Below are 18,426 nucleotides of genomic sequence, written 5' to 3' on the forward strand. Positions count from 1 at the left end.
ATTATGTCTGAAATGACCCCTCGTGAAATAGTTTCTGAATTAGATCAACATATTATCGGGCAAGCTGAAGCGAAAAGAGCGGTGGCTATCGCCCTGCGTAACCGCTGGCGTAGAATGCAATTACAAGAGCCATTACGCCACGAAGTCACGCCGAAAAATATCCTAATGATCGGGCCGACGGGTGTGGGGAAAACCGAAATCGCACGCCGTTTGGCGAAGCTTGCCAATGCCCCGTTTATTAAAGTGGAAGCGACCAAATTTACCGAAGTGGGCTATGTGGGGAAAGAAGTGGATTCCATTATCCGTGATTTAACCGATAGTGCGATGAAATTAGTGCGTCAAACTGAGATTGAAAAAAATCGTTTCCGTGCCGAAGAAGCGGCAGAAGAACGCATTTTAGATGCCTTATTGCCACCAGCGAAAAATCAATGGGGCGAAGTAGAAAATCAAAACAACAATAACAGCACCCGCCAAATTTTCCGTAAAAAATTGCGTGAGGGGCAGCTTGATGATCGCGAAATTGATATTGACGTAGCCGCACCATCAATGGGCGTAGAAATTATGGCACCGCCGGGAATGGAAGAAATGACGAGCCAGTTGCAATCAATGTTCCAGAATCTTTCTAGTGGCAAAACCAAAACCCGCAAAATGAAAATTAAAGATGCGTTCAAAGCCTTAGTTGATGATGAAGCTGCGAAATTAATTAATCCTGAAGAACTGAAAGAAAAAGCCATTGAAGCGGTAGAGCAAAATGGCATTGTGTTCATTGATGAAATCGACAAAATTTGCAAAAAAGGCGAATACAGCGGGGCGGACGTTTCTCGCGAAGGCGTGCAACGTGATTTGCTCCCACTGGTGGAGGGCTCAACGGTCAGCACCAAGCACGGCATGGTGAAAACCGATCATATCCTTTTCATCGCCTCTGGTGCGTTCCAAGTGGCTCGCCCTTCTGATTTAATTCCTGAATTACAAGGGCGTTTGCCAATTCGTGTGGAGCTTTCCGCATTAACTGCTGGGGATTTTGAGCGTATTCTCACAGAGCCGAATGCCTCTTTAACGGAACAATACAAAGCCTTAATGGCAACGGAGGGCGTGAATATTACCTTTACTCAAGATGCGATTAAGAAAATCGCCGAAGCCGCTTTCCGTGTCAATGAAAAAACGGAAAACATCGGGGCTAGACGCTTGCATACGGTAATGGAACGCTTAATGGACAAAACCTCCTTCAACGCTAGCGATATGAACGGCGAACAAGTTACCATTGATGGTGCTTACGTTGCAGATGCCCTAGGTGAAGTGGTAGAAAACGAAGATTTAAGTCGTTTTATTCTCTGATTTGTTATTTGTGATGATATCTATTCTTGACATAGTAACTAGGAGAACGCTTACTTTATTAAGCCTAGTAGCTCTTTTTTAATGTTAGAATCAAGTTTCTATTTGGGAGGAAGAAATGAATAGATATCAGTTACTCTTGCAGTCAATGGGCATTGTTCAATGGAAGCTTGTTCGTCCAGATAGTTTAAAAGGGAGTGTAAATATACCTGTTAATGAAAATATCCGTTTAATTATTATCAGTGAAACTGAATTATTATTTTCTCCCTTATTAAGAGATATTTTAACGAGTCTGGATATTACACAAGAACAGTACCTAGTCATTAATTTTGATTTAATACCCCATTTTAAAATAAATCATCCTGTGTATTATTGGTTTTTAAATGATGATCCTGAAAAAATTCACCAAGCTCAAAATTATTGTAGAACTTTCTTAGATAAATGGGTATCTCCTCGCTGGGAACGCTTTATGGAAGATCCTGTAGCTAAACGTAATCTATGGACACAAATTCAACGGAAAGGTTTATAGTATGCCAAGTATATCACCTATTGCTGAACAAGATTTTGATGCGTTGTTCGAAATAGAAAAAGCAGCTCATTCTATTCCTTGGTCCTTGAGGACATTAAAAAATAATCAAGGAAATAATTATTTTAATTTAAAGCTTGTTTGGGAAGGTAAAATAATAGGATTTGCGATATGCCAAAAAGTATATGATGAAGCTACCTTGTTTAATCTTGCAATATTCCCTCATTATCAAGGGAAGGGATTAGGAAAGTATTTATTAAAATATTTACTTTCGGAATTGAGAAAGCAGAATATACTTACGTTATGGTTAGAAGTGCGAGCGTCTAATAAAATCGCACAAAATTTATATCTTTACTGTGGTTTTAATAAAGTTGATATTCGTAGAAATTATTACCCAACGGTGGAAGGAGGTCGCGAAGACGCTATTATTATGGCTTGCTATTTATGATTGATAGCAGATTATGGCAAAAAAGAAAAATGTTATATTGATCACAAAATCATTGATAATTCAGGCAAATTTAATGATTTTTCTCGCTTTTTCACTCATTAGCGATTATATTTAGCATACAGCTGTACGCTAAAATGAATTTATAAACGAGGAAATAATAATGACAACAACGCTTGATTTTCATTTTGTGAACCGTTTTCAACACCAAGCAAAAACATTAAAAAATCACACCGCACTTCGTTATTTTGAAAATCAACAATGGCACGATACTTCTTGGGCGAGTTTCCAGCAACAAGTTGATGCCTTTTCCTTAGCTTTACTGGCACATCATATTGATATACAAGATAAAATCGGCATTTTTGCCCATAATATGCCACGTTGGACGATCGCCGACATCGGCACATTGCAAACCCGTGCGATCACCGTGCCAATTTATGCCACAAACACCGCACAGCAAGCCGCGTTCATCATCAATGATGCCGACATCAAGATCCTGTTCGTTGGCGATCAAGCACAATACGATCAAGCCATACAAATTGCCGATCAATGCCCACAGCTTCAACATATTGTCGCAATGAAAGACAACATTGAGCTAAATCATTATCCGCACGCCTACACTTGGGAACAGTTCATCGCACAGGGAACGCAAACCGATCCCGCCTTGCTTGCTGAGCGTCTTGCCAATAAACGTTTGGACGATTTATTTACCCTCATCTACACCTCAGGCACAACGGGCAAGCCAAAAGGGGTAATGTTGGATTACGCGAACCTCGCCCATCAGCTCAAAGCACACGATCAAGCCTTGCAACCCATTGATGAGCGGGACGTTTCTCTATCGTTTTTACCGTTTTCGCACATTTTTGAACGGGCGTGGGTGGCTTATGTGTTACACCGCGGGGCAACCAACTGCTATATTGAAGATACCAATCAAGTGCGTACCGCCCTCAGTGAAATTCGCCCCACATTAATGTGTGCCGTACCGCGGTTTTACGAAAAAATTTACACCGCAATCCACGACAAAGTGCAACAAGCCCCGTTTTTCCGCCGTGCAATGTTTCACTGGGCAATGAATATCGGGCATCGCTATTTCGATCGCAAAAGCCAAAAACAGCCCATCTCTTTTTGGCTCAAACAGCAATTTTTACTTGCTGATAAATTGGTACTCCGCAAATTACGCCACCTGCTCGGTGGAAACATTCGTATGATGCCGTGCGGTGGGGCGAAATTAGAGCCAGCCATCGGACGTTTTTTCCATAGCATTGGGATCAATATCAAACTCGGCTACGGAATGACCGAAACTACCGCGACCGTGTCGTGCTGGAAAGACGATCATTTTGAACCCGATTCCATCGGCGAATTAATGCCGGGCGTGGAAGTGAAAATTGGCGAGAATGACGAAATTCTCGTGCGTGGCGATATGGTAATGCGTGGCTACTATAAAAAGCCCGAAGAAACCGCCCAAGCCTTTACCGCTGACGGCTTTCTAAAAACGGGTGACGCGGGCAAACTTGATGAGCAAGGCCACCTTTACATCACCGATCGCATTAAAGAGCTAATGAAAACCTCGAACGGAAAATATATTGCACCACAGCATATTGAAGGCAAAATCGGCAAGGATAAATTTATTGAACAGATAGCGGTGATTGCCGATGCGAAAAAATACGTTTCTGCCCTCATCGTGCCTTGCTTTGCCTCATTGGAGGAATACGCGAAAAAGCTCAATATCAAATATCAAGACCGAATGGATCTCATCAAACATTCCGAGATTATTCAACTGTTTGAAAAACGCTTAAACGAATTACAAAAAGAACTGCCGAGCTTTGAGCAAGTGAAAAAATTCACCCTGCTACCACAGGCTTTCACCACCGCGATGAATGAAATTACCCCTACGCTAAAGCTACGCCGTAAGGTGATTTTAGAACGTTATAAAGCACAAATTGAAGCGATGTACCAATAATAGTTATTTTATTTTGAGCTTAAAATAACTACGGAATAATAAAAGTGCGGAAGAAAAATGATGAAATTTCTTACCGCACTTTGATTATACTTATTTATCTTCAGTAAATCGTTCTGCCTTGTAACGAGGATTCATTAGGTTTTCTAACGAAAGAATGTCATCTAATTGTGTTTCGCTTAGTAGTCCTTGCTCTAGCACGACTTCACGTACATTTTTTCCTGTTTCAGCACAAATTTTTCCTATAATATCTCCATTATGATGTCCAATAAATGGATTCAGGTAAGTAACAATGCCAATAGAATTGAGGACGTAATTTTTACATATTTCAGGATTTGCGGTGATCCCATTAATACATTTATCACGTAAATTAATGCACGCGTTACTAAGCAACTCAATAGATTCAAACATTGCTTGCCCTATGACTGGTTCCATTACGTTCAATTGTAGTTGTCCAGCTTCGGCGGCAAAGGTTACTGTTGTATCATTACCGATAACTTTAAAACACACTTGATTTACTACTTCTGGAACAACAGGATTGACTTTTGCAGGCATTATTGATGACCCTGCTTGTAGCTCTGGTAAATTAATTTCATTTAACCCTGCTCTTGGGCCTGAAGATAATAGACGTAAATCATTGCAGACTTTTGATAATTTCACCGCTGTGCGTTTTAATGCACTATGTACCATTACATAGGCTCCGCAATCAGAGGTAGCTTCAATCAAATTCTCTGATGGAATACAAGGTAATTGACTCACTTCAGCAAGATATTTTACTGCAAGATTCGCATAGCCTTCAGGAGTGTTTAAGCCTGTACCAATTGCGGTTGCACCTAAATTTACTTCAAGCAACAATTTTGCAGTCCGTTTTAAATTACGCACTTCTTCTAATAATACTGAAAAAGCTTTAAATTCTTGTCCTAATGTCATAGGCACTGCATCTTGTAATTGAGTTCTACCCATTTTTAAGATGCTAGAAAATTCCTTAGCTTTCGCTTCAAAGCCTTTTTGTAAGTAACGGATATTTTTTAATAAGTGCATAATACTGTTATACACTGCAATGCGGAACCCAGTAGGATAGGCATCATTGGTAGATTGGCTTGCATTAACGTGATCCATTGGATTAATAATACTATATTCGCCTTTTTTATGTCCTAGCAACTCTAATGCAAGATTCGCAATAACTTCATTGGTATTCATATTCACCGATGTTCCCGCACCGCCTTGGTAAATATCTGTTGGAAATTGATCCATACAGCGTCTATTTTCTAATATCTCATCACAGGCTTTTACTATCGCATTAGCAATTTTAGAAGGAATTGCACCAAGTTCACCGTTAGCTAGAGCAGTGGCTTTTTTTACCATTACCATTCCACGGATGAGAACATCCACACAAAGTGAGAAATTAGGACTTATGTTGAATTAAACGGAATTAAGTGGGTCAGAAGTCTTATAGAATAAGGGATTGAGCTAAGTCAGTCCCTTTTTTTATGGGTAAAAGTCAGAAAAGCCAAAATGAGAAAAAACGGTAAAAAGCCGTTAAAAAATCCACATAAAGTGAGAAAATTTAACGGCGGTTTAAATCGTGTTTAAATGCCGTTTAAAAAACTGCATCGTTGCTGGCTTGTTTATCAAGATCCATTTGCAGCGATTGCGATGTTTTCATCCTTGTCATCATCGCTGGCATTACTAGCTGCAAAGCCCAACATCGTGAAAGAAAGGCTTAAAATCGCTTCCCTGCCTCGCTCATCGGTTTGTCGATAATTCCGTATCACCGTCATTTCTTCCAGCTTTAACGGCACGCCATCAAGCACAAGGTTATCTTTTGGCTTTTGCCTTGCTATGGCTTGTTGTAGGGCTTGTAGTGCCTCTTCTATGTTTAACGGCTGTACAGATGTTTGTTTATTACCTTTATTAGCACTTTCATCACCTGTTAATAGGTAATTTGGAGTAGTTTGAAGAATATCTGCAAGACGCATTAAAACTGATATAGGCGGTTCTCTTATCCCCGACTCCCACGCCTGTAGCGTAGATATAGCCGTTCCCTCCAACATTTCACAAACTTTAGCTCTACTTAGGTTCAAGCGTTTTCTAGCATTTTCTAACCTAGAAGAAAAGCCATCGACCTTTTTATACTCTACTCTCATAAGTGTAAAAATCCATTCAGTATTAATGATATTTTTTACACTTAAAAAACTCATTTAAAATCAATTAAATAAGCATTTAAGCGTTAAAATTTATTAAAAATAAGTGTAAAAAGGTTCTTTTACACCTTACTTAAAGTTTAAATAGGTATATTATCCTATCCACTAAATACAAGGAGTTATCTAATGAGTACATTAAATGACAATAAAAAAGCAGCGAATGATTGGCATAGAGCAGACATCATCGCTGCACTTCATAAAGCGGGTTGGTCATTAAGACAACTCTCTTTAAAGCACGGATATAGCCAAGGTGGAACATTAAAGAATACATTAGATCGCCCTTGGCTCAAGGGTGAACGCATTATTGCTGAAGCCATTGGTATTCCTGCAGAAGAAATCTGGCCAGCTCGCTACGCTCATCGCAAACATAAAAAATTTGCGGATAGATAGTTTAAAGAGGTTGTTATGAGCCTAAACAAATCAAAAACGCACTATACCGCAAAAGAATTGCTTTCTCTAAGTTTATCTTGTTTACCTAATTCTAAGCAAGGAATTTTATATCAAGCAAAAAAACAAATGTGGAATAAGCGTAAACGAGTTGATATAGGAGGTGGAAGTTTTGAGTTTGAACTTTCTTCTCTCCCAATAGACATCCAAGCCGAGATCTTGCTCAAGGAAAAAATAGCCAAAGATCCTGATTTTAAGAACACAAAAATCAAAAAAGTAAAAGCGCAAGAACGTGTAATGACCGAAAGCGCGTGGAATGTCCTCGCTTCGGCTACTAATGAACAAGAACGCCGTGCTGAACGTCGTTTTAATGCGGTGATGAAGCTAAAAGGGTTGCTGGATATGCGTCTTAAATTAATGGACGCCATGGATCGGGTGGTTGAGCATTTTGCGGGGCAAGAAGGTGAAGCGGTGAGCCGTGGAAGTCTGAAGCGTTGGTGGTACAAAGTGAAAAATCACCCACAAAGCAACTGGTTGCCGTTGTTGTTAGATAGAGTTGAGCGCGACACCACAAACCGCTATGCCAAGATTGACGAGCTTGCGTGGCAATTCTTTTTAGGGGAATACTGCCGTCAAGCCCAACCTAACTTTGCCATTTGTTATGAAGAACTGATGTATGCAGCGGAGGAAAACGGCTGGGCAGTGCCAAGCCTCAACACCTTAAAGCACAAGTTTAACAGAGAGATGACGCCCGCCCAAATTGCCTTAATGCGCGGCGGTGAACACGCCTTGCGTGAGCTGGTGAAACCGCAACGCCGTAGTGTGGCCCACCTCCAAGCCCTTGAGATTATCAATGGCGATGGTTATCAGCATAACGTGTTTGTGGATTGGTATGAAGACGGCTCGCGCCCTATCCGCCCAAAAACGTGGTTTTGGCAAGATGTCCGCACACGTCGCATTTTGGCTTATTGCGTGGACGACAGTGAAAACGGCGATCAAATCCGTCAAGCCACGCTGCGATTAATTAAGCAGTACGGTATTCCGAAAAAGATTTTAATGGATAACACCCGAGCCGCCTCTGATTTGCAGACCTCCACGCAAACCAAACGGGGCAAACGGAATAAAGACATTGTGGTGGACGGCTTGTTTGAACGCCTTGGTATCCAAGTGATCCGAACCCTTGTGTTTAAGGGGCGAGGCAATGGACGAGCCAAGCCGATAGAACGGGCGTTTAGACGTGATGGATTGCCCGCTTACATTGACCGAAACCGCTTATGTGAAGGCTTTTTTACTGGCGATAGCCCAACAGAAAAACCTGAAAACTACCAATACAAAAAAGGCTTAAACAAAGCGCAGTTTTTGCAACTGGTGGAAGAAGGTGTGCGTAAGTGGAACGCCAAAAAAGGACGCCAAAGTGAGCTAGGGCAAGGTATTTACAGTGCTGACGAGTTATGGGCAAGGGATTATGCCCAAGTTGAAGTGGTGAAGCCTACCGATGAACAACTACGCCAATTAATGATGCTCGGCGAAAGCACCAAAGTGGACAAATACGGCTGTTTTACCCTCAAAGCGGGCTACCGCCTAGACGGCGAGAAAAACACTTACTACGCCGAAGCCCTACAAGGTGGGCAATACCCTTATGTTGTAGTGCGTTTTGACCCCGACGACTTACACGGCACGGTGTATGTATATGACTTAAATGGGGTGTATTTGTGCGATGCCATTTGCGACAAACCACTTGCCTTTGACAGCGTGAAAGGTGCAGCAATGCAACGACGACTTGAGAGCCAAGAAGCGCGACAAACCAAAAAACAACTACAAACCATTGAGAAAATGGATAAACACCAACACGAACAATACCGCAAGCATTTTGACGAAACGCCAGCGGCCGAATTGGTTGAACCGAAGAAAGTCAAAACGCTGGAATTATTTGAAGGTAACCTGCAACGCAAAGTGCAAGACACCGACTGGCTGGCCGATGACAACACAACGACAGAAAGCGGCTTTGCCAAAGGTGTGGCGAAGTTTATTGAACAGAACAATGCCGATTAACCCAACAGGAGTAAACAATGAAACAACGAAATCTACAACGCAAAAAGAGCCTAAAAGTCGCAAACGTACTCAAAGCCCTTGAACGTGAAAATGCGGAGCAACTCAATCAAGCCAAAGAAAACGAGGAAGTTGTCGCTCAACTTGAAAAGCAAGCCTTGAGTAGCGTTGCAAGAAAGTGGGAATTGACTGAACAATTTCTTGCCGATACGACACTTCCCCACTCTTTGCAAGTCGCGTTGAAAGACTATCAAGCCGCGTTAAGTATCGCCATTTCGCAAAAAGTAAAAGTAAATAGACGTCTTTTGGGGGGATTTTGAAATGACGGCTAAACCAGTAAACCAAGTTGACTTGATGTTCTTTACTCTTTGCATAGGTAAATTCTTCAACGTAAGGCAAAAAACGCTGTTCAATCAGCGTGTAACGAGAAAAATCAATTTTATGCAAGATGAAATTTAATCGTTTTTTAAGCGATTTATGAATGCCTTTAAACACGGTTTTTTGATGTTTTTTGGCAAATTTAACAATCACAGGATCCATAAGTTACTCCAGTGGAACAAGAGGACAAAAAAATGACAGAAATTATTGAACAAATCAAGCAAATTATTGAAAGCGGTGAGATTGCTCAAGCGGCACTGGCGAGAGAGGTTGATTTAAGCGGTGGCGCGTTGTCTAGCTTTTTAAATGGCAAGTATAAAGGGGATAACCAGAAAATTCGTCAGGTTTTAGAAAATTGGTTAGAACAACGTGAAATCAAACGCAGCCAATTTATCTCTGCCCCTGATTTTATCGAAACGCCAACCGCGAAGCTGATCCACACCATCATTAGCTATGCGCACGCGTTAGGTTGTATCACCACCGTATTTGGAATGAGTGGCGCAGGCAAAACCGTCGCGGCGCGAGAATACCAAAAACGCCACCGTAATGTATGGCTGGTTACCGCTAGCCCAAGCCGTGCTAGCCTTGCGGAAATGCTCTACGAAATCGCTCTTGCTTTAGGCGTTGGTGAACCGCCGAAGCGAAAAGCCGCCCTTGTACGCTTAATCGAAGCACGAATGAAAGATACTAAAGGCTTGTTGATTATTGACGAAGCGGATCACCTTTCTTACGAAACCTTGGAGGAGCTCCGACTTATTAAGGAAGCCTGCGACATTGGAATGACCTTAATCGGCAACGACAAGGTTTACACCCGTATGCGTGGCGGCATTAACCAAAGCCACGATTTTGCCCGCCTTTGGTCGCGTAGTGCGAAAAACGAAAGCATTCAGCATTGCAAAAAAGAAGACATTGTCGCCATTGCCAATGCGTGGCAACTGGATACCACAGATAAAAAACTGATCAGCTTATTAGCAGAAACCGGCAAGCGAGGTGGTGGCTTACGCATTTTAACCCAAGTGCTACGCCTTGCGTGGTTTAGTGCCAACGGCGACAACAAACGCCTTGATTATGACTACATTTTAGCGGCGAAAAATGAATTGCAAGGGGGAACGGTATGAAACGCACCACATTAACCCACCCAAACCCTGTTTTACGAGGCAATAACGAGATGGTGTTGAACTACCTAAGCCAAGTGCAAAAGTGCATTAGAAAGCTGGAAGAAATGGGCTTGCACGTGATTAATGTGCATTTTGAACATATCAAACCAAAAGTGCGGGTGCAACCCAACCATAACACCAAAGAACTAGAAAAAACCGCTCGAGCGATGCGGTATATCCTCGGCAATGATGGACAACGCTTTGACGAGTGGCAAATGATGGTGGAAGGCATTAAGGTGGTTTGGAGGAGTTATGTCCAGTAAAAAGAAAGGAAAGGTCGTTTATGCCCTTTATCGCGGTGAAACCAACCTTGGTGATGGTACAGCCGCAGAATTGGCAAAACGGTTAAATAAAAACCGCAATTATATCCCGACGCTCGCCTGCAAAAGAACGCACAGGTTAGCAGAGAATAACCCAAACCGCTTAATGGCAATCAAAATCGGTTATACCACCGATGAACTATAAGGAGAAAAAAATGAAAAAACTCACCCTAATTTGCACCGCACTTTTATTGGCAGGGTGTGATGGACAAACCCGTGCCAAGTTTACCGACGTGCGAATTGCGGAAATTTGCAAAGGTGGCGTGGTGTATTTAGTTGTTAATAACGGCGGCATCACCCCAAAAATCAACGGCAATTATGACGTTTATACCTGTAATCAATCAGCTAACCCATAGGAGAAAACAATGAGTAAAACCAGACTAAAAAGCGACACCATCCGCTATCAAACCCGAGAAGAAGTGGAGATTGCGATTAAAGATATTGGCGATTTGCAACGTGAGTTACAACGCCTTGCAACCCACCAAAATGACGAATTGGCGGCGATTACCGAAAAATATGCCCCAAAAATCACCGCTCTTCAGGAGCAAATGAAGCCTTTACAAAAAGCTATCGAAGTGTGGTGTGAAGCCAACCGTGCGGAGCTGACACAAAACGGTAAAACGAAAACGGGCAGCTTTAACACGGGTGAGGTGCAATGGCGACAACGTCCACCGAGTGTATCAATCCGCAAAGCGGACGAAGTGTTGGCAAGATTGCGTGCGTTAGGATTAACTCAGTTTATCCGCACCAAAGAAGAGCCAAACAAAGAAGCCATGCTTGCCGAACCGAATATTGCTTCAACTATCGCGGACATTACGATTAAAACTGCGGTAGAAGATTTTGTGATTAAACCCTTTGAACAGGAGGTGTAAATGGACGATGTGATTGTAATGCTGGGGTATTTTGTCTTAATGGGGTGGCTGATGTGGCTGGTGTTTAAATCAATTTAAAGCCCTTTTCAACGCTCTTTAAACCTGATTAAGGGGCGTTTATAAAGTGTTTTAAATCAAAAAATAGGAGCAATGACAATGAATTATCACGCTGAAATAGACGTTAAATTGACTTTGGGTATTGAAGCTGAAACCAAAGACGATGCGATATGTTATATCCAAGAACGACTAGCAGAAATGAGTGAAAATTACGACATCAAAATGAGATATCGAATTAATTTTGTGAATGAGGAATGCGACGATGAAGAATAAATATCTTGTCAGAGTTTATGGAATGGTTGAAATCACCGTAGAAGCCGAAAGCATTGAGCAGGCGGCGGAAAAATGTGATTTAAACACCTTAGACCTGAATAAATTGCCTCATCAGATTACGGAAATTGACGAGGTTGTGGAGGTTGAAGAACTATGACAAAGCAAAAACAAAGCGAACTTGCACTCAAGCTGGAAATGATGATCGGACAGCTTCAACAAGCAATGCGAGCGATTAATAGCGGGAATTATATTGCGGCGGGGGTGTATATGGAAATGGTGCAAAACCAACTGCCAAAGGCGAGATGGCAGGTAAGGGGGTAAAAATGATTGAAGAAAAAGTCAAAATAACAATCGAAATAGAAATGGAACGCCACCAGCTTGAACAGCTAGAAATATCAAGTAAAACAGAAGTGTTAGGTGGCAATATTGTTCGACTTGATTGGGAAGGTGGTGTATTTGATGAAGTTGATGGTTATCGCAATTTATTCCATATCGTAGATCCGAGTTTAATGAGTGTGCTTTTTGATAACTTGGAAGACGAGGATTTTACTAATGAATTACAGCTTGCCATTAAACGAGCCATTACGCCGATTATCAAAGATAAACGTAAGGAAATTTTGGGAGTAAAAAAATGACACGTAGACAAACTGAATATAGAAAGTTAGAAATATTGATGAAAGCAGATAAACATTTTTATGATTACTGTGAATATACTAAGTATTGGTATGGAGCTGACAAATGGGAAAATCGCAAAGATCCAGTCATAAGCGGTATTCGGCTAGCTATTGGGCAATATATTCAGAAGGGTGCCTCAGATAAAGGAATTCGGTTTTCAGAATTTGTTCAATGTTTAAGTACAGACTTTGCCAATGGATGGTTGAATGCTGCTAGAGAAGCGGAAGAGCTTCCCAAATATAGCAGGCAAAAAGCTAAGAAACATAAAATTGGGCGAGGATGTGCTATGCCTGGTACATGGGAGTATGGCTATGAATAAATTTAGAAGGTAATGACGATATTAAAACCCATTTACCGCCCTTTTGCGAGAGGGCGGAATAATGTGTTTTAAGGAGGCAAAATGTACACCAAGCCAAAATATATCCAGCTTATCCATATCGCTAAGCAAAAGCTCGGTATGGACGAACTCGCTTATCGCACAATGCTAGCGCACCTAACAGGCAAAAACTCAACAAAGCAAATGACTATCTCCGAACTTACGAAAGTATTAAGTGAATTAGAAGGCAAAGGCTTTCGCAACACGGCAAACAAAGCGGTGCACTCTGCACGTAAAAGCAAAACCACCAAACCTACTATCGTGGATAAAATCCGCGTGCTTTGGCGAGCAATGCACAAGCAGGGCATTATTCGTGATGGGTCAGATACCGCCCTTGACCAGTTTGCCCGCAATATTGTCAATGTTGAGCTAGTGAAAAAAGGCAATAACGTGCTGATTATGACGGTGGCAGGGTTAAATGGGGATAACAAGTTGGCGACACAGGTGTTAGAGCGGTTAAAACAATGGCAAAAACGGGTGGAGGGAAAGAATGGATAAAGACAAATTAGACGTATTTGAACGCAAAGCCCCTGAAGTGTTGGTAGATTTAGCGGTGCATATTGAACAAGAATTAATAAATCGTTATGAAATGCCCGAAGAGCAAGCCAAACAAGCGGGTATTGATGTTGCAATGCGCATTTCTCGCGCTTGGGCAGGGGAAATCATTTATATCCCCCGTGCGTTGCTATTGGCGCTATCTGAGCGAGATTTGAAGATATGGCGTGAATTTAACGGCGTTAATCACCGTGAGCTTGCCCGTAAATATGGCGTATCAATGCAATGGGTGTACCAGATCGTTAAACGGATGCAGAAAGAAGAAATCGACCGTAGGCAGTTTGATATGTTTAAATAATTGTGATCAACTGCACAATTTTAAAATCCCATCTTAATTAAGGTGGGATTTTTTATTTATGTTTGCCTTATACTAAAACGAATTTATTAAACATAAGGGAAAATCAAATGAACTTAATAAAAAAATACACAACTATTTTATGTCTATTTTTTGTTTTGCCGGCTGCTTCTTTTGCTCAAGATATCGGCTTAACCGTATCGCAATTTGCGAAAAGAGTGAATACAAATCTTGCCAGCATAGACTCACCATTTAGGTTAAATGAACCGCTTAAAATTGAGGCAGGTAAAGTTAATGATGTCGCAGGTTATCAATTTTCAGATAATTTTTCAGTGTTGATAAGAAGACTCATAAAGTAAAGAGCATAATGACAAATGTGCTACCTCTTGCAGATGATGGAAATCAAAATTTAATTATGTTCTTTAGTAATTCTGTGCTGTTATCTGCTTTTGATAGTAAAAATGCTATGAAAACAGTAGGTAAAAAGTTTATTAATCTTACGACTGAAGCGATAAAAGAATGGAGTGAATCGAAAAAAGACGTGATGAAATCGTTTATAATGAACGGTAAGAAATATGGTATCTCAGTGAGTTCATACACTGGTGTAATGTCATTTGCTGAGATTGAGGAATAGCAGAATGATAACCGCTGTGACGATGGGAAACGCGGTTCAATAAATCTTTAAACTACTTTAAAATCAATTCACGCTCCCATTCTTTAAACTCCCTTTAAAGCAAATTTAAAGGGAGTTTTTTTATGCCTTTTCCAATTACAAAAATCGTGGTGCATTGTAGCGCCACGCAAAACGGTAAACCCTTACGCAATGAAAGGCTAACCGCAGCCCAACGGATTGATCTTTGGCACGCACAGCGTGGGTTTAAACGCAACTCTATCAATGTAAAGCATTTTAATCCGCATTTGTCGCATATCGGATACCACTTTGTCATTGATACCGATGGTACTGTTGAAACTGGGCGACAGGAAGGTGAAAACGGTGCGCATGTTAAAGGGCATAACGCCCATAGCTTGGGGATTTGCCTTGTGGGTGGCATTAGCATCACAGGTAAAAACTACGGACGCTATACCGCCAAACAATGGCAAGCGTTACACAAGTTGTTGCGTGAATTAGAGGCCAAATATCCTCACGCCCGAATTTGTGGGCATCGTGATTTAAGCCCTGACCTTAACGGAGACGGCACGATTACCCCGAACGAGTGGCTCAAAGATTGCCCGTGTTTTGATGTGTGGAGCTATTTGGACAGCGAGCAAGTAATTAATCAAGCACATCTGTTTAAGGAGTAAATGATGAGTGCATCAATGCGTTTCCCAAATTATCAAAACCGATTTAGTCGTGGCTGGCGAATGAGCAACAACGCCAAACAGAATAAGTCCATCAATGGTGGGCGTACAGCAGCACAACAGTTTTATTTGCTATGGAGTTACTAATGGCATTAAAAGAATTAATTACTAATGATAATGGTCGCTTATCAACTACTGCATTTATCCAATTTTTTGGTGCTGTGCTAATGGCAGGGATTTTGGTTTATGCCGTCTGGTTAGATCGCACCTATGTAGGTGAGCTATTTACCACCTTTGCCTTGTTTTGTGGCGGTGGTGTGGCAACCAAAGGTTTTGCTAATGCCCTCCGTAAAAGAGGAGATGGGGAATGATAACGTTACCGTTGATTTTAGTTGCGCTTGGGGCTTTTATGCTATTTGTCGTTTATGTTGTGTGGCGTCTGAAAAAAGCCAAGCGAGATTTAGACAAAATGTTTGCCACCGTAGAGCACCTTGAGCAAGAAAAAGCCGTGGCACAAGCCCAAGTAAAACAGTTTGAAGTGAGAAAAAATAATGAAAAAAACCACCGCACTGCTGATCGCAGTGACCTTATTGACCGCTTGCAGCAACAAGGCGATCTCCGTGATTAATCCGAGTTGCTCGGGCTTTGGCTTAATCCAAGCCAGTCGCCAAGATACCACTGAAACGCTGCGTCAAATTGCGGTACATAACGCCACTTATCGGGTGATTTGCAAGGAGCAAAGCAATGACAATTAACGTGGAATTTTGGCATTTGGTGGGGCTCCTGCTTTCATTCTTAGGTTGCTGTTTTGGTTTTGCCAAAATCTTGGTGGCACAGTTTCAAAGCAGTTTAAGCGAGCGACATCAAAACCAGCTCAAAGTGAATGACAAAGTGGAAGAGCTGGAAAAGCAGTTCAACCAAATGCAGTCGTCTCTGCCACTCGTTTATGTGCTGCGTGATGACTACATTCGAGGGCAAACGGTGCTGGAAGCCAAAATGGATGCCTTACACAAAACTTTAAGTGATTTATACAAAATGGAGAGTGCAAAATGATAGAAAAAGCCCGCCGTGAAGGTATGCGTTGGCATTTGCTCAACACCCTGCACAAAGCGATGCCATACACGACTAGCGAACAATTTCTGCGTGATGTAATGACGGGTATTTACCCAAACGTAACACCACACGAAATCCGTCAGCAGTTGGAATACCTTTCTGATCGTAAACTCGTGGAGCTGACTAAACAACCGCACGGTGTCTGGTTTGCTGATATTAATCGTTTGGGTGTCGATATTGTGGAATACACCATCGACTGCCAAGCGGGGATTGCCCGCCCTGAAAAGTATTGGGCGTAAGGGGATCTGATATGGCTCCCCGTTCAAGTATCGAAAAACTGCCCGAAGATGTTCGTCGTTGGCTGGAACGCGCCTTAACGGAGAACGGTTTTTCAGGCTATGTTGAGTTGGAAAGCCTACTGCGTGAGAAAGGCTATTCCATCAGCAAATCCGCCATTCATCGTTATGGCAAGCAAATTGAAAGCCGTTTAAAAGCCATTAAAGACAGTGCGGAAATCGCCAAGCTCATTACCGAGCAAGTGGACGATGAAGGCGACAGTCAATCGGACGCGCTAATGCGACTGGTGCAGACGGATTTAATGAATTTGCTGATTGAGGCCCGCAATGTGGAAAGTCTAAGCGTGAAAGACCGCTTAAAAGCACTGGGGATGATTGGCAAAAATATTGCGTCAATGACCACGGCAAGTGTGAAGCTCAAAGAATATCAAGCCGAACACAAAGCCAAAGTGCAGGCAAAATTAGATGAACTCGCACGCACTGCAGATAAGGACGGCACTGACTTGCCAACCCTTGAGCGTGTGCGACAAAGTATTTTGGAAGTCTATGGCATCAACCAATAACACCGTTCTCTATGATTACCAAAAACGCTGGCTACAAGATACCAGCCGTTTCAAGGTGGCAATGTTTGCCCGTCAAACAGGCAAAACCTTTACCACTACCCTTGAAATTGTGCTGGATTGCTTGGAGGCCGAAGCACGGGGTGAAAAAGTCCGTTGGGTGATTTTAAGCCGTGGGGAACGCCAAGCGAAAGAAGCAATGAACGAAGGCGTGAAAGTTCACTTAAATGCGATGGGCATTGCCTGTGAAATTATGGAAGTGCCGTTCAAAGAAGACACCACGATCAATGCCCTTGAAGTAATTTTTCCCAATGGGTCAAAAATTACCGCGCTCCCAGCCAATCCTGACACCGCTCGGGGCTTTTCGGCTAACGTGTTTTTGGACGAGTTTGCTTTTCACCAAGACAGCCGTGAGATTTGGAAAGCCTTGTTCCCTGTGATTTCGGCAGGCTGGAAATTGCGGGTAGTGAGTACGCCTAATGGCAAGGGCAATAAATTTTATGAGCTGATGACTGATCTTGACAATACTGAATGGTCGCGTCATCAAGTAGATATTTATCAAGCCGTTGCTGATGGTCTTCCACGCAACATTGAACAGCTCCGTAAGGGCTTAAATGATGAAGATGCGTGGGCGCAAGAATTTGAACTTAAGTGGCTTGATGAAGCCAGTAGTTGGCTTTCTTATGACTTAATTGACGGCGTCGAGCATCCGCAAGCAGGAAAACCCGAAAATTACACGGGCAACCCTTGCTTTGTAGGTATGGATATTGCAGTGCGGGGAGATTTAACCGTAATTTGGGTGCTGGAACTGGTGGGCGATGTGTATTGGACGCGCGAAATCATCACCTTAAAACGTACTAAGTTACGCCATCAGTTGGACGAGTTAAACCGTGTGATGCGTCAATATAATGTGGTTGCGTGCAATCTCGACCAAACAGGTATGGGCGAAAAAATGGTGGAAGATGCCCAATATCAACACGGCGAGCAACGGGTGCAAGGTGTGCTGTTTAATGTGGTGACCAAGCTCAATATGGCGACCCTTGGCAAAAATGCCTTTGAAGACAAACAAATTCGTATCCCGCAAGGGGATAGCGATTTGCGTGCCGATTTGCACAAACTCAAAAAAATTACAGGCTCAACGGGACAACCACGCTTTGTGGCAGAAAGTGATAGCGCGGGACACGCCGACCGTACGTGGGCGTGTTTTTTGGCCTTGCTTGCGGCTAAAGATGCCGTATTGCTGCCCGTGAAAGCCCATAGCAGAAGACCCAGAACGAGCCAAAAATTAACACAAGGATATTAACGATGAGATATATTTTTATGACAGCTTGTGCCATTTGTGCTACCTATTTGAAATTTC

Annotated in this window: 31 protein-coding genes and 1 pseudogene; 30 read left to right on the forward strand and 2 right to left on the reverse strand. The window is 42.3% G+C overall.

What is annotated here, in order from left to right; all coding sequences use genetic code 11:
- Nucleotides 1-3 precede the first annotated feature (3 nt).
- From hslU to DXZ23_RS04180, 4 genes are all read left to right on the forward strand, one after another.
- On the forward strand, nucleotides 4-1,335 hold the full coding sequence (gene hslU / locus DXZ23_RS04165; protein WP_021724822.1) for an ATP-dependent protease ATPase subunit HslU: 1,332 nt from the start codon (nucleotides 4-6) through the stop codon (nucleotides 1,333-1,335).
- A 115-nt stretch (nucleotides 1,336-1,450) separates the two neighbouring features.
- A complete protein-coding gene (locus DXZ23_RS04170; RefSeq protein ID WP_026138449.1) occupies nucleotides 1,451-1,861 on the forward strand; it encodes a DNA polymerase III subunit psi in 411 nt (136 codons plus the stop codon).
- 1 nt (nucleotide 1,862) lies between these two features.
- A complete protein-coding gene (rimI, locus tag DXZ23_RS04175; protein WP_017805347.1) occupies nucleotides 1,863-2,306 on the forward strand; it encodes a ribosomal protein S18-alanine N-acetyltransferase in 444 nt (147 codons plus the stop codon).
- A gap of 160 nt (nucleotides 2,307-2,466) precedes the next feature.
- The gene (locus DXZ23_RS04180) at nucleotides 2,467-4,263 is read left to right on the forward strand and encodes an AMP-dependent synthetase/ligase (RefSeq protein ID WP_017805345.1); all 1,797 of its coding nucleotides are present in this window, start codon (nucleotides 2,467-2,469) and stop codon (nucleotides 4,261-4,263) included.
- A 90-nt stretch (nucleotides 4,264-4,353) separates the two neighbouring features.
- Here the strand turns inward: DXZ23_RS04180 and aspA are convergent.
- Both aspA and DXZ23_RS04190 read right to left on the reverse strand, forming a co-directional pair.
- A pseudogene (gene aspA, locus DXZ23_RS04185) lies at nucleotides 4,354-5,682 on the reverse strand (aspartate ammonia-lyase); the annotation flags it as partial.
- Between the two features lie 209 nt (nucleotides 5,683-5,891).
- Nucleotides 5,892-6,461: a helix-turn-helix domain-containing protein gene (locus DXZ23_RS04190; RefSeq protein ID WP_017805343.1), complete on the reverse strand. Its 570-nt coding sequence runs from the start codon at nucleotides 6,459-6,461 to the stop codon at nucleotides 5,892-5,894.
- 129 nt (nucleotides 6,462-6,590) lie between these two features.
- Between DXZ23_RS04190 and DXZ23_RS04195 the strand changes: the two genes are divergently transcribed.
- The 26 genes from DXZ23_RS04195 to DXZ23_RS04295 all read left to right on the forward strand — a co-directional run bounded on the left by DXZ23_RS04195 (nucleotide 6,591) and on the right by DXZ23_RS04295 (nucleotide 18,369).
- Nucleotides 6,591-6,854 (forward strand): helix-turn-helix domain-containing protein, encoded by a 264-nt coding sequence (locus DXZ23_RS04195; protein ID WP_017805342.1) that lies wholly within the window; start codon nucleotides 6,591-6,593, stop codon nucleotides 6,852-6,854.
- A gap of 15 nt (nucleotides 6,855-6,869) precedes the next feature.
- The gene (locus DXZ23_RS04200) at nucleotides 6,870-8,903 is read left to right on the forward strand and encodes a transposase domain-containing protein (protein WP_021724234.1); all 2,034 of its coding nucleotides are present in this window, start codon (nucleotides 6,870-6,872) and stop codon (nucleotides 8,901-8,903) included.
- 17 nt (nucleotides 8,904-8,920) lie between these two features.
- A complete protein-coding gene (locus DXZ23_RS04205) occupies nucleotides 8,921-9,220 on the forward strand; it encodes a hypothetical protein (RefSeq protein WP_017806855.1) in 300 nt (99 codons plus the stop codon).
- Between the two features lie 252 nt (nucleotides 9,221-9,472).
- Nucleotides 9,473-10,396, forward strand: coding sequence for an AAA family ATPase (locus DXZ23_RS04210; protein WP_035695729.1), 924 nt, complete (start codon nucleotides 9,473-9,475; stop codon nucleotides 10,394-10,396).
- Entirely contained in the window at nucleotides 10,393-10,698 is a 306-nt protein-coding gene (locus DXZ23_RS04215) for an HI_1482 family protein (protein ID WP_114995381.1), read from the forward strand. The genes DXZ23_RS04210 and DXZ23_RS04215 overlap by 4 nt, the downstream gene beginning before the upstream one ends.
- Complete coding sequence (locus DXZ23_RS04220; RefSeq protein WP_017807473.1) at nucleotides 10,688-10,900, forward strand: hypothetical protein; 213 nt, start codon at nucleotides 10,688-10,690, stop codon at nucleotides 10,898-10,900. Before DXZ23_RS04215 ends, DXZ23_RS04220 begins: the two co-directional genes overlap by 11 nt.
- A 10-nt stretch (nucleotides 10,901-10,910) precedes the next feature.
- Nucleotides 10,911-11,111 carry a hypothetical protein gene (locus DXZ23_RS04225; protein ID WP_021724101.1) on the forward strand — a complete coding sequence of 67 codons (201 nt, stop codon included), beginning with the start codon at nucleotides 10,911-10,913 and terminating at the stop codon, nucleotides 11,109-11,111.
- A 9-nt stretch (nucleotides 11,112-11,120) separates the two neighbouring features.
- On the forward strand, nucleotides 11,121-11,627 hold the full coding sequence (locus tag DXZ23_RS04230; protein WP_017806857.1) for a host-nuclease inhibitor Gam family protein: 507 nt from the start codon (nucleotides 11,121-11,123) through the stop codon (nucleotides 11,625-11,627).
- Nucleotides 11,628-11,783: 156 nt separating this feature from the next.
- Nucleotides 11,784-11,957 (forward strand): hypothetical protein, encoded by a 174-nt coding sequence (locus DXZ23_RS15225; RefSeq protein ID WP_021724253.1) that lies wholly within the window; start codon nucleotides 11,784-11,786, stop codon nucleotides 11,955-11,957.
- The gene (locus tag DXZ23_RS15325; RefSeq protein WP_017805652.1) at nucleotides 11,947-12,114 is read left to right on the forward strand and encodes a hypothetical protein; all 168 of its coding nucleotides are present in this window, start codon (nucleotides 11,947-11,949) and stop codon (nucleotides 12,112-12,114) included. Before DXZ23_RS15225 ends, DXZ23_RS15325 begins: the two co-directional genes overlap by 11 nt.
- Nucleotides 12,111-12,278: a hypothetical protein gene (locus tag DXZ23_RS15330; RefSeq protein WP_165381629.1), complete on the forward strand. Its 168-nt coding sequence runs from the start codon at nucleotides 12,111-12,113 to the stop codon at nucleotides 12,276-12,278. The genes DXZ23_RS15325 and DXZ23_RS15330 overlap by 4 nt, the downstream gene beginning before the upstream one ends.
- Before the next feature lie 2 nt (nucleotides 12,279-12,280).
- Nucleotides 12,281-12,592, forward strand: coding sequence for a hypothetical protein (locus tag DXZ23_RS04235; protein ID WP_021724255.1), 312 nt, complete (start codon nucleotides 12,281-12,283; stop codon nucleotides 12,590-12,592).
- Nucleotides 12,589-12,951 carry a hypothetical protein gene (locus DXZ23_RS04240; RefSeq protein WP_017805339.1) on the forward strand — a complete coding sequence of 121 codons (363 nt, stop codon included), beginning with the start codon at nucleotides 12,589-12,591 and terminating at the stop codon, nucleotides 12,949-12,951. Before DXZ23_RS04235 ends, DXZ23_RS04240 begins: the two co-directional genes overlap by 4 nt.
- An 81-nt stretch (nucleotides 12,952-13,032) precedes the next feature.
- A complete protein-coding gene (locus tag DXZ23_RS04245) occupies nucleotides 13,033-13,506 on the forward strand; it encodes a gp16 family protein (protein WP_017805338.1) in 474 nt (157 codons plus the stop codon).
- Complete coding sequence (locus tag DXZ23_RS04250; RefSeq protein WP_017805337.1) at nucleotides 13,499-13,861, forward strand: Mor transcription activator family protein; 363 nt, start codon at nucleotides 13,499-13,501, stop codon at nucleotides 13,859-13,861. Before DXZ23_RS04245 ends, DXZ23_RS04250 begins: the two co-directional genes overlap by 8 nt.
- A 107-nt stretch (nucleotides 13,862-13,968) precedes the next feature.
- The gene (locus tag DXZ23_RS04255; RefSeq protein ID WP_017805336.1) at nucleotides 13,969-14,217 is read left to right on the forward strand and encodes a hypothetical protein; all 249 of its coding nucleotides are present in this window, start codon (nucleotides 13,969-13,971) and stop codon (nucleotides 14,215-14,217) included.
- 8 nt (nucleotides 14,218-14,225) lie between these two features.
- Nucleotides 14,226-14,492: a hypothetical protein gene (locus DXZ23_RS04260; protein ID WP_017805335.1), complete on the forward strand. Its 267-nt coding sequence runs from the start codon at nucleotides 14,226-14,228 to the stop codon at nucleotides 14,490-14,492.
- 122 nt (nucleotides 14,493-14,614) lie between these two features.
- Nucleotides 14,615-15,160: an N-acetylmuramoyl-L-alanine amidase gene (locus tag DXZ23_RS04265; protein WP_017805334.1), complete on the forward strand. Its 546-nt coding sequence runs from the start codon at nucleotides 14,615-14,617 to the stop codon at nucleotides 15,158-15,160.
- Complete coding sequence (locus tag DXZ23_RS15335) at nucleotides 15,161-15,304, forward strand: hypothetical protein (protein WP_017805333.1); 144 nt, start codon at nucleotides 15,161-15,163, stop codon at nucleotides 15,302-15,304.
- Nucleotides 15,304-15,528 (forward strand): DUF2644 domain-containing protein, encoded by a 225-nt coding sequence (locus tag DXZ23_RS04270; RefSeq protein ID WP_017805332.1) that lies wholly within the window; start codon nucleotides 15,304-15,306, stop codon nucleotides 15,526-15,528. The genes DXZ23_RS15335 and DXZ23_RS04270 overlap by 1 nt, the downstream gene beginning before the upstream one ends.
- Nucleotides 15,525-15,785, forward strand: coding sequence for a DUF2681 domain-containing protein (locus DXZ23_RS04275; RefSeq protein ID WP_017805331.1), 261 nt, complete (start codon nucleotides 15,525-15,527; stop codon nucleotides 15,783-15,785). Before DXZ23_RS04270 ends, DXZ23_RS04275 begins: the two co-directional genes overlap by 4 nt.
- Nucleotides 15,778-15,912 carry a hypothetical protein gene (locus DXZ23_RS15790; protein ID WP_256593696.1) on the forward strand — a complete coding sequence of 45 codons (135 nt, stop codon included), beginning with the start codon at nucleotides 15,778-15,780 and terminating at the stop codon, nucleotides 15,910-15,912. The genes DXZ23_RS04275 and DXZ23_RS15790 overlap by 8 nt, the downstream gene beginning before the upstream one ends.
- Nucleotides 15,902-16,210, forward strand: a complete 309-nt coding sequence (locus tag DXZ23_RS04280; protein WP_017805329.1) for a hypothetical protein — start codon at nucleotides 15,902-15,904, stop codon at nucleotides 16,208-16,210. The genes DXZ23_RS15790 and DXZ23_RS04280 overlap by 11 nt, the downstream gene beginning before the upstream one ends.
- The gene (locus tag DXZ23_RS04285; RefSeq protein ID WP_017805328.1) at nucleotides 16,207-16,509 is read left to right on the forward strand and encodes a hypothetical protein; all 303 of its coding nucleotides are present in this window, start codon (nucleotides 16,207-16,209) and stop codon (nucleotides 16,507-16,509) included. Before DXZ23_RS04280 ends, DXZ23_RS04285 begins: the two co-directional genes overlap by 4 nt.
- Nucleotides 16,510-16,520: 11 nt before the next feature.
- Nucleotides 16,521-17,069 carry a DUF3486 family protein gene (locus DXZ23_RS04290; RefSeq protein WP_017805327.1) on the forward strand — a complete coding sequence of 183 codons (549 nt, stop codon included), beginning with the start codon at nucleotides 16,521-16,523 and terminating at the stop codon, nucleotides 17,067-17,069.
- Nucleotides 17,053-18,369, forward strand: coding sequence for a terminase large subunit domain-containing protein (locus DXZ23_RS04295; RefSeq protein WP_017805326.1), 1,317 nt, complete (start codon nucleotides 17,053-17,055; stop codon nucleotides 18,367-18,369). Before DXZ23_RS04290 ends, DXZ23_RS04295 begins: the two co-directional genes overlap by 17 nt.
- The last annotated feature ends 57 nt before the right edge of the window (nucleotides 18,370-18,426 follow it).

It is taken from the genome of Avibacterium paragallinarum, assembly GCF_900450705.1.
Lineage (GTDB): Bacteria > Pseudomonadota > Gammaproteobacteria > Enterobacterales > Pasteurellaceae > Avibacterium > Avibacterium paragallinarum.

Bases quoted from the DNA above. Each gene is read 5' to 3' on its own strand.
- hslU (WP_021724822.1), top strand. From the start codon at position 4: ATGTCTGAAATGACCCCTCGTGAAATAGTTTCTGAATTAGATCAACAT.
- DXZ23_RS04170 (WP_026138449.1), top strand. From the start codon at position 1,451: ATGAATAGATATCAGTTACTCTTGCAGTCAATGGGCATTGTTCAATGG.
- rimI (WP_017805347.1), top strand. From the start codon at position 1,863: ATGCCAAGTATATCACCTATTGCTGAACAAGATTTTGATGCGTTGTTC.
- DXZ23_RS04180 (WP_017805345.1), top strand. From the start codon at position 2,467: ATGACAACAACGCTTGATTTTCATTTTGTGAACCGTTTTCAACACCAA.
- DXZ23_RS04190 (WP_017805343.1), bottom strand. From the start codon at position 6,461: ATGAGTTTTTTAAGTGTAAAAAATATCATTAATACTGAATGGATTTTT.
- DXZ23_RS04195 (WP_017805342.1), top strand. From the start codon at position 6,591: ATGAGTACATTAAATGACAATAAAAAAGCAGCGAATGATTGGCATAGA.
- DXZ23_RS04200 (WP_021724234.1), top strand. From the start codon at position 6,870: ATGAGCCTAAACAAATCAAAAACGCACTATACCGCAAAAGAATTGCTT.
- DXZ23_RS04205 (WP_017806855.1), top strand. From the start codon at position 8,921: ATGAAACAACGAAATCTACAACGCAAAAAGAGCCTAAAAGTCGCAAAC.
- DXZ23_RS04210 (WP_035695729.1), top strand. From the start codon at position 9,473: ATGACAGAAATTATTGAACAAATCAAGCAAATTATTGAAAGCGGTGAG.
- DXZ23_RS04215 (WP_114995381.1), top strand. From the start codon at position 10,393: ATGAAACGCACCACATTAACCCACCCAAACCCTGTTTTACGAGGCAAT.
- DXZ23_RS04220 (WP_017807473.1), top strand. From the start codon at position 10,688: ATGTCCAGTAAAAAGAAAGGAAAGGTCGTTTATGCCCTTTATCGCGGT.
- DXZ23_RS04225 (WP_021724101.1), top strand. From the start codon at position 10,911: ATGAAAAAACTCACCCTAATTTGCACCGCACTTTTATTGGCAGGGTGT.
- DXZ23_RS04230 (WP_017806857.1), top strand. From the start codon at position 11,121: ATGAGTAAAACCAGACTAAAAAGCGACACCATCCGCTATCAAACCCGA.
- DXZ23_RS15225 (WP_021724253.1), top strand. From the start codon at position 11,784: ATGAATTATCACGCTGAAATAGACGTTAAATTGACTTTGGGTATTGAA.
- DXZ23_RS15325 (WP_017805652.1), top strand. From the start codon at position 11,947: ATGAAGAATAAATATCTTGTCAGAGTTTATGGAATGGTTGAAATCACC.
- DXZ23_RS15330 (WP_165381629.1), top strand. From the start codon at position 12,111: ATGACAAAGCAAAAACAAAGCGAACTTGCACTCAAGCTGGAAATGATG.
- DXZ23_RS04235 (WP_021724255.1), top strand. From the start codon at position 12,281: ATGATTGAAGAAAAAGTCAAAATAACAATCGAAATAGAAATGGAACGC.
- DXZ23_RS04240 (WP_017805339.1), top strand. From the start codon at position 12,589: ATGACACGTAGACAAACTGAATATAGAAAGTTAGAAATATTGATGAAA.
- DXZ23_RS04245 (WP_017805338.1), top strand. From the start codon at position 13,033: ATGTACACCAAGCCAAAATATATCCAGCTTATCCATATCGCTAAGCAA.
- DXZ23_RS04250 (WP_017805337.1), top strand. From the start codon at position 13,499: ATGGATAAAGACAAATTAGACGTATTTGAACGCAAAGCCCCTGAAGTG.
- DXZ23_RS04255 (WP_017805336.1), top strand. From the start codon at position 13,969: ATGAACTTAATAAAAAAATACACAACTATTTTATGTCTATTTTTTGTT.
- DXZ23_RS04260 (WP_017805335.1), top strand. From the start codon at position 14,226: ATGACAAATGTGCTACCTCTTGCAGATGATGGAAATCAAAATTTAATT.
- DXZ23_RS04265 (WP_017805334.1), top strand. From the start codon at position 14,615: ATGCCTTTTCCAATTACAAAAATCGTGGTGCATTGTAGCGCCACGCAA.
- DXZ23_RS15335 (WP_017805333.1), top strand. From the start codon at position 15,161: ATGATGAGTGCATCAATGCGTTTCCCAAATTATCAAAACCGATTTAGT.
- DXZ23_RS04270 (WP_017805332.1), top strand. From the start codon at position 15,304: ATGGCATTAAAAGAATTAATTACTAATGATAATGGTCGCTTATCAACT.
- DXZ23_RS04275 (WP_017805331.1), top strand. From the start codon at position 15,525: ATGATAACGTTACCGTTGATTTTAGTTGCGCTTGGGGCTTTTATGCTA.
- DXZ23_RS04280 (WP_017805329.1), top strand. From the start codon at position 15,902: ATGACAATTAACGTGGAATTTTGGCATTTGGTGGGGCTCCTGCTTTCA.
- DXZ23_RS04285 (WP_017805328.1), top strand. From the start codon at position 16,207: ATGATAGAAAAAGCCCGCCGTGAAGGTATGCGTTGGCATTTGCTCAAC.
- DXZ23_RS04290 (WP_017805327.1), top strand. From the start codon at position 16,521: ATGGCTCCCCGTTCAAGTATCGAAAAACTGCCCGAAGATGTTCGTCGT.
- DXZ23_RS04295 (WP_017805326.1), top strand. From the start codon at position 17,053: ATGGCATCAACCAATAACACCGTTCTCTATGATTACCAAAAACGCTGG.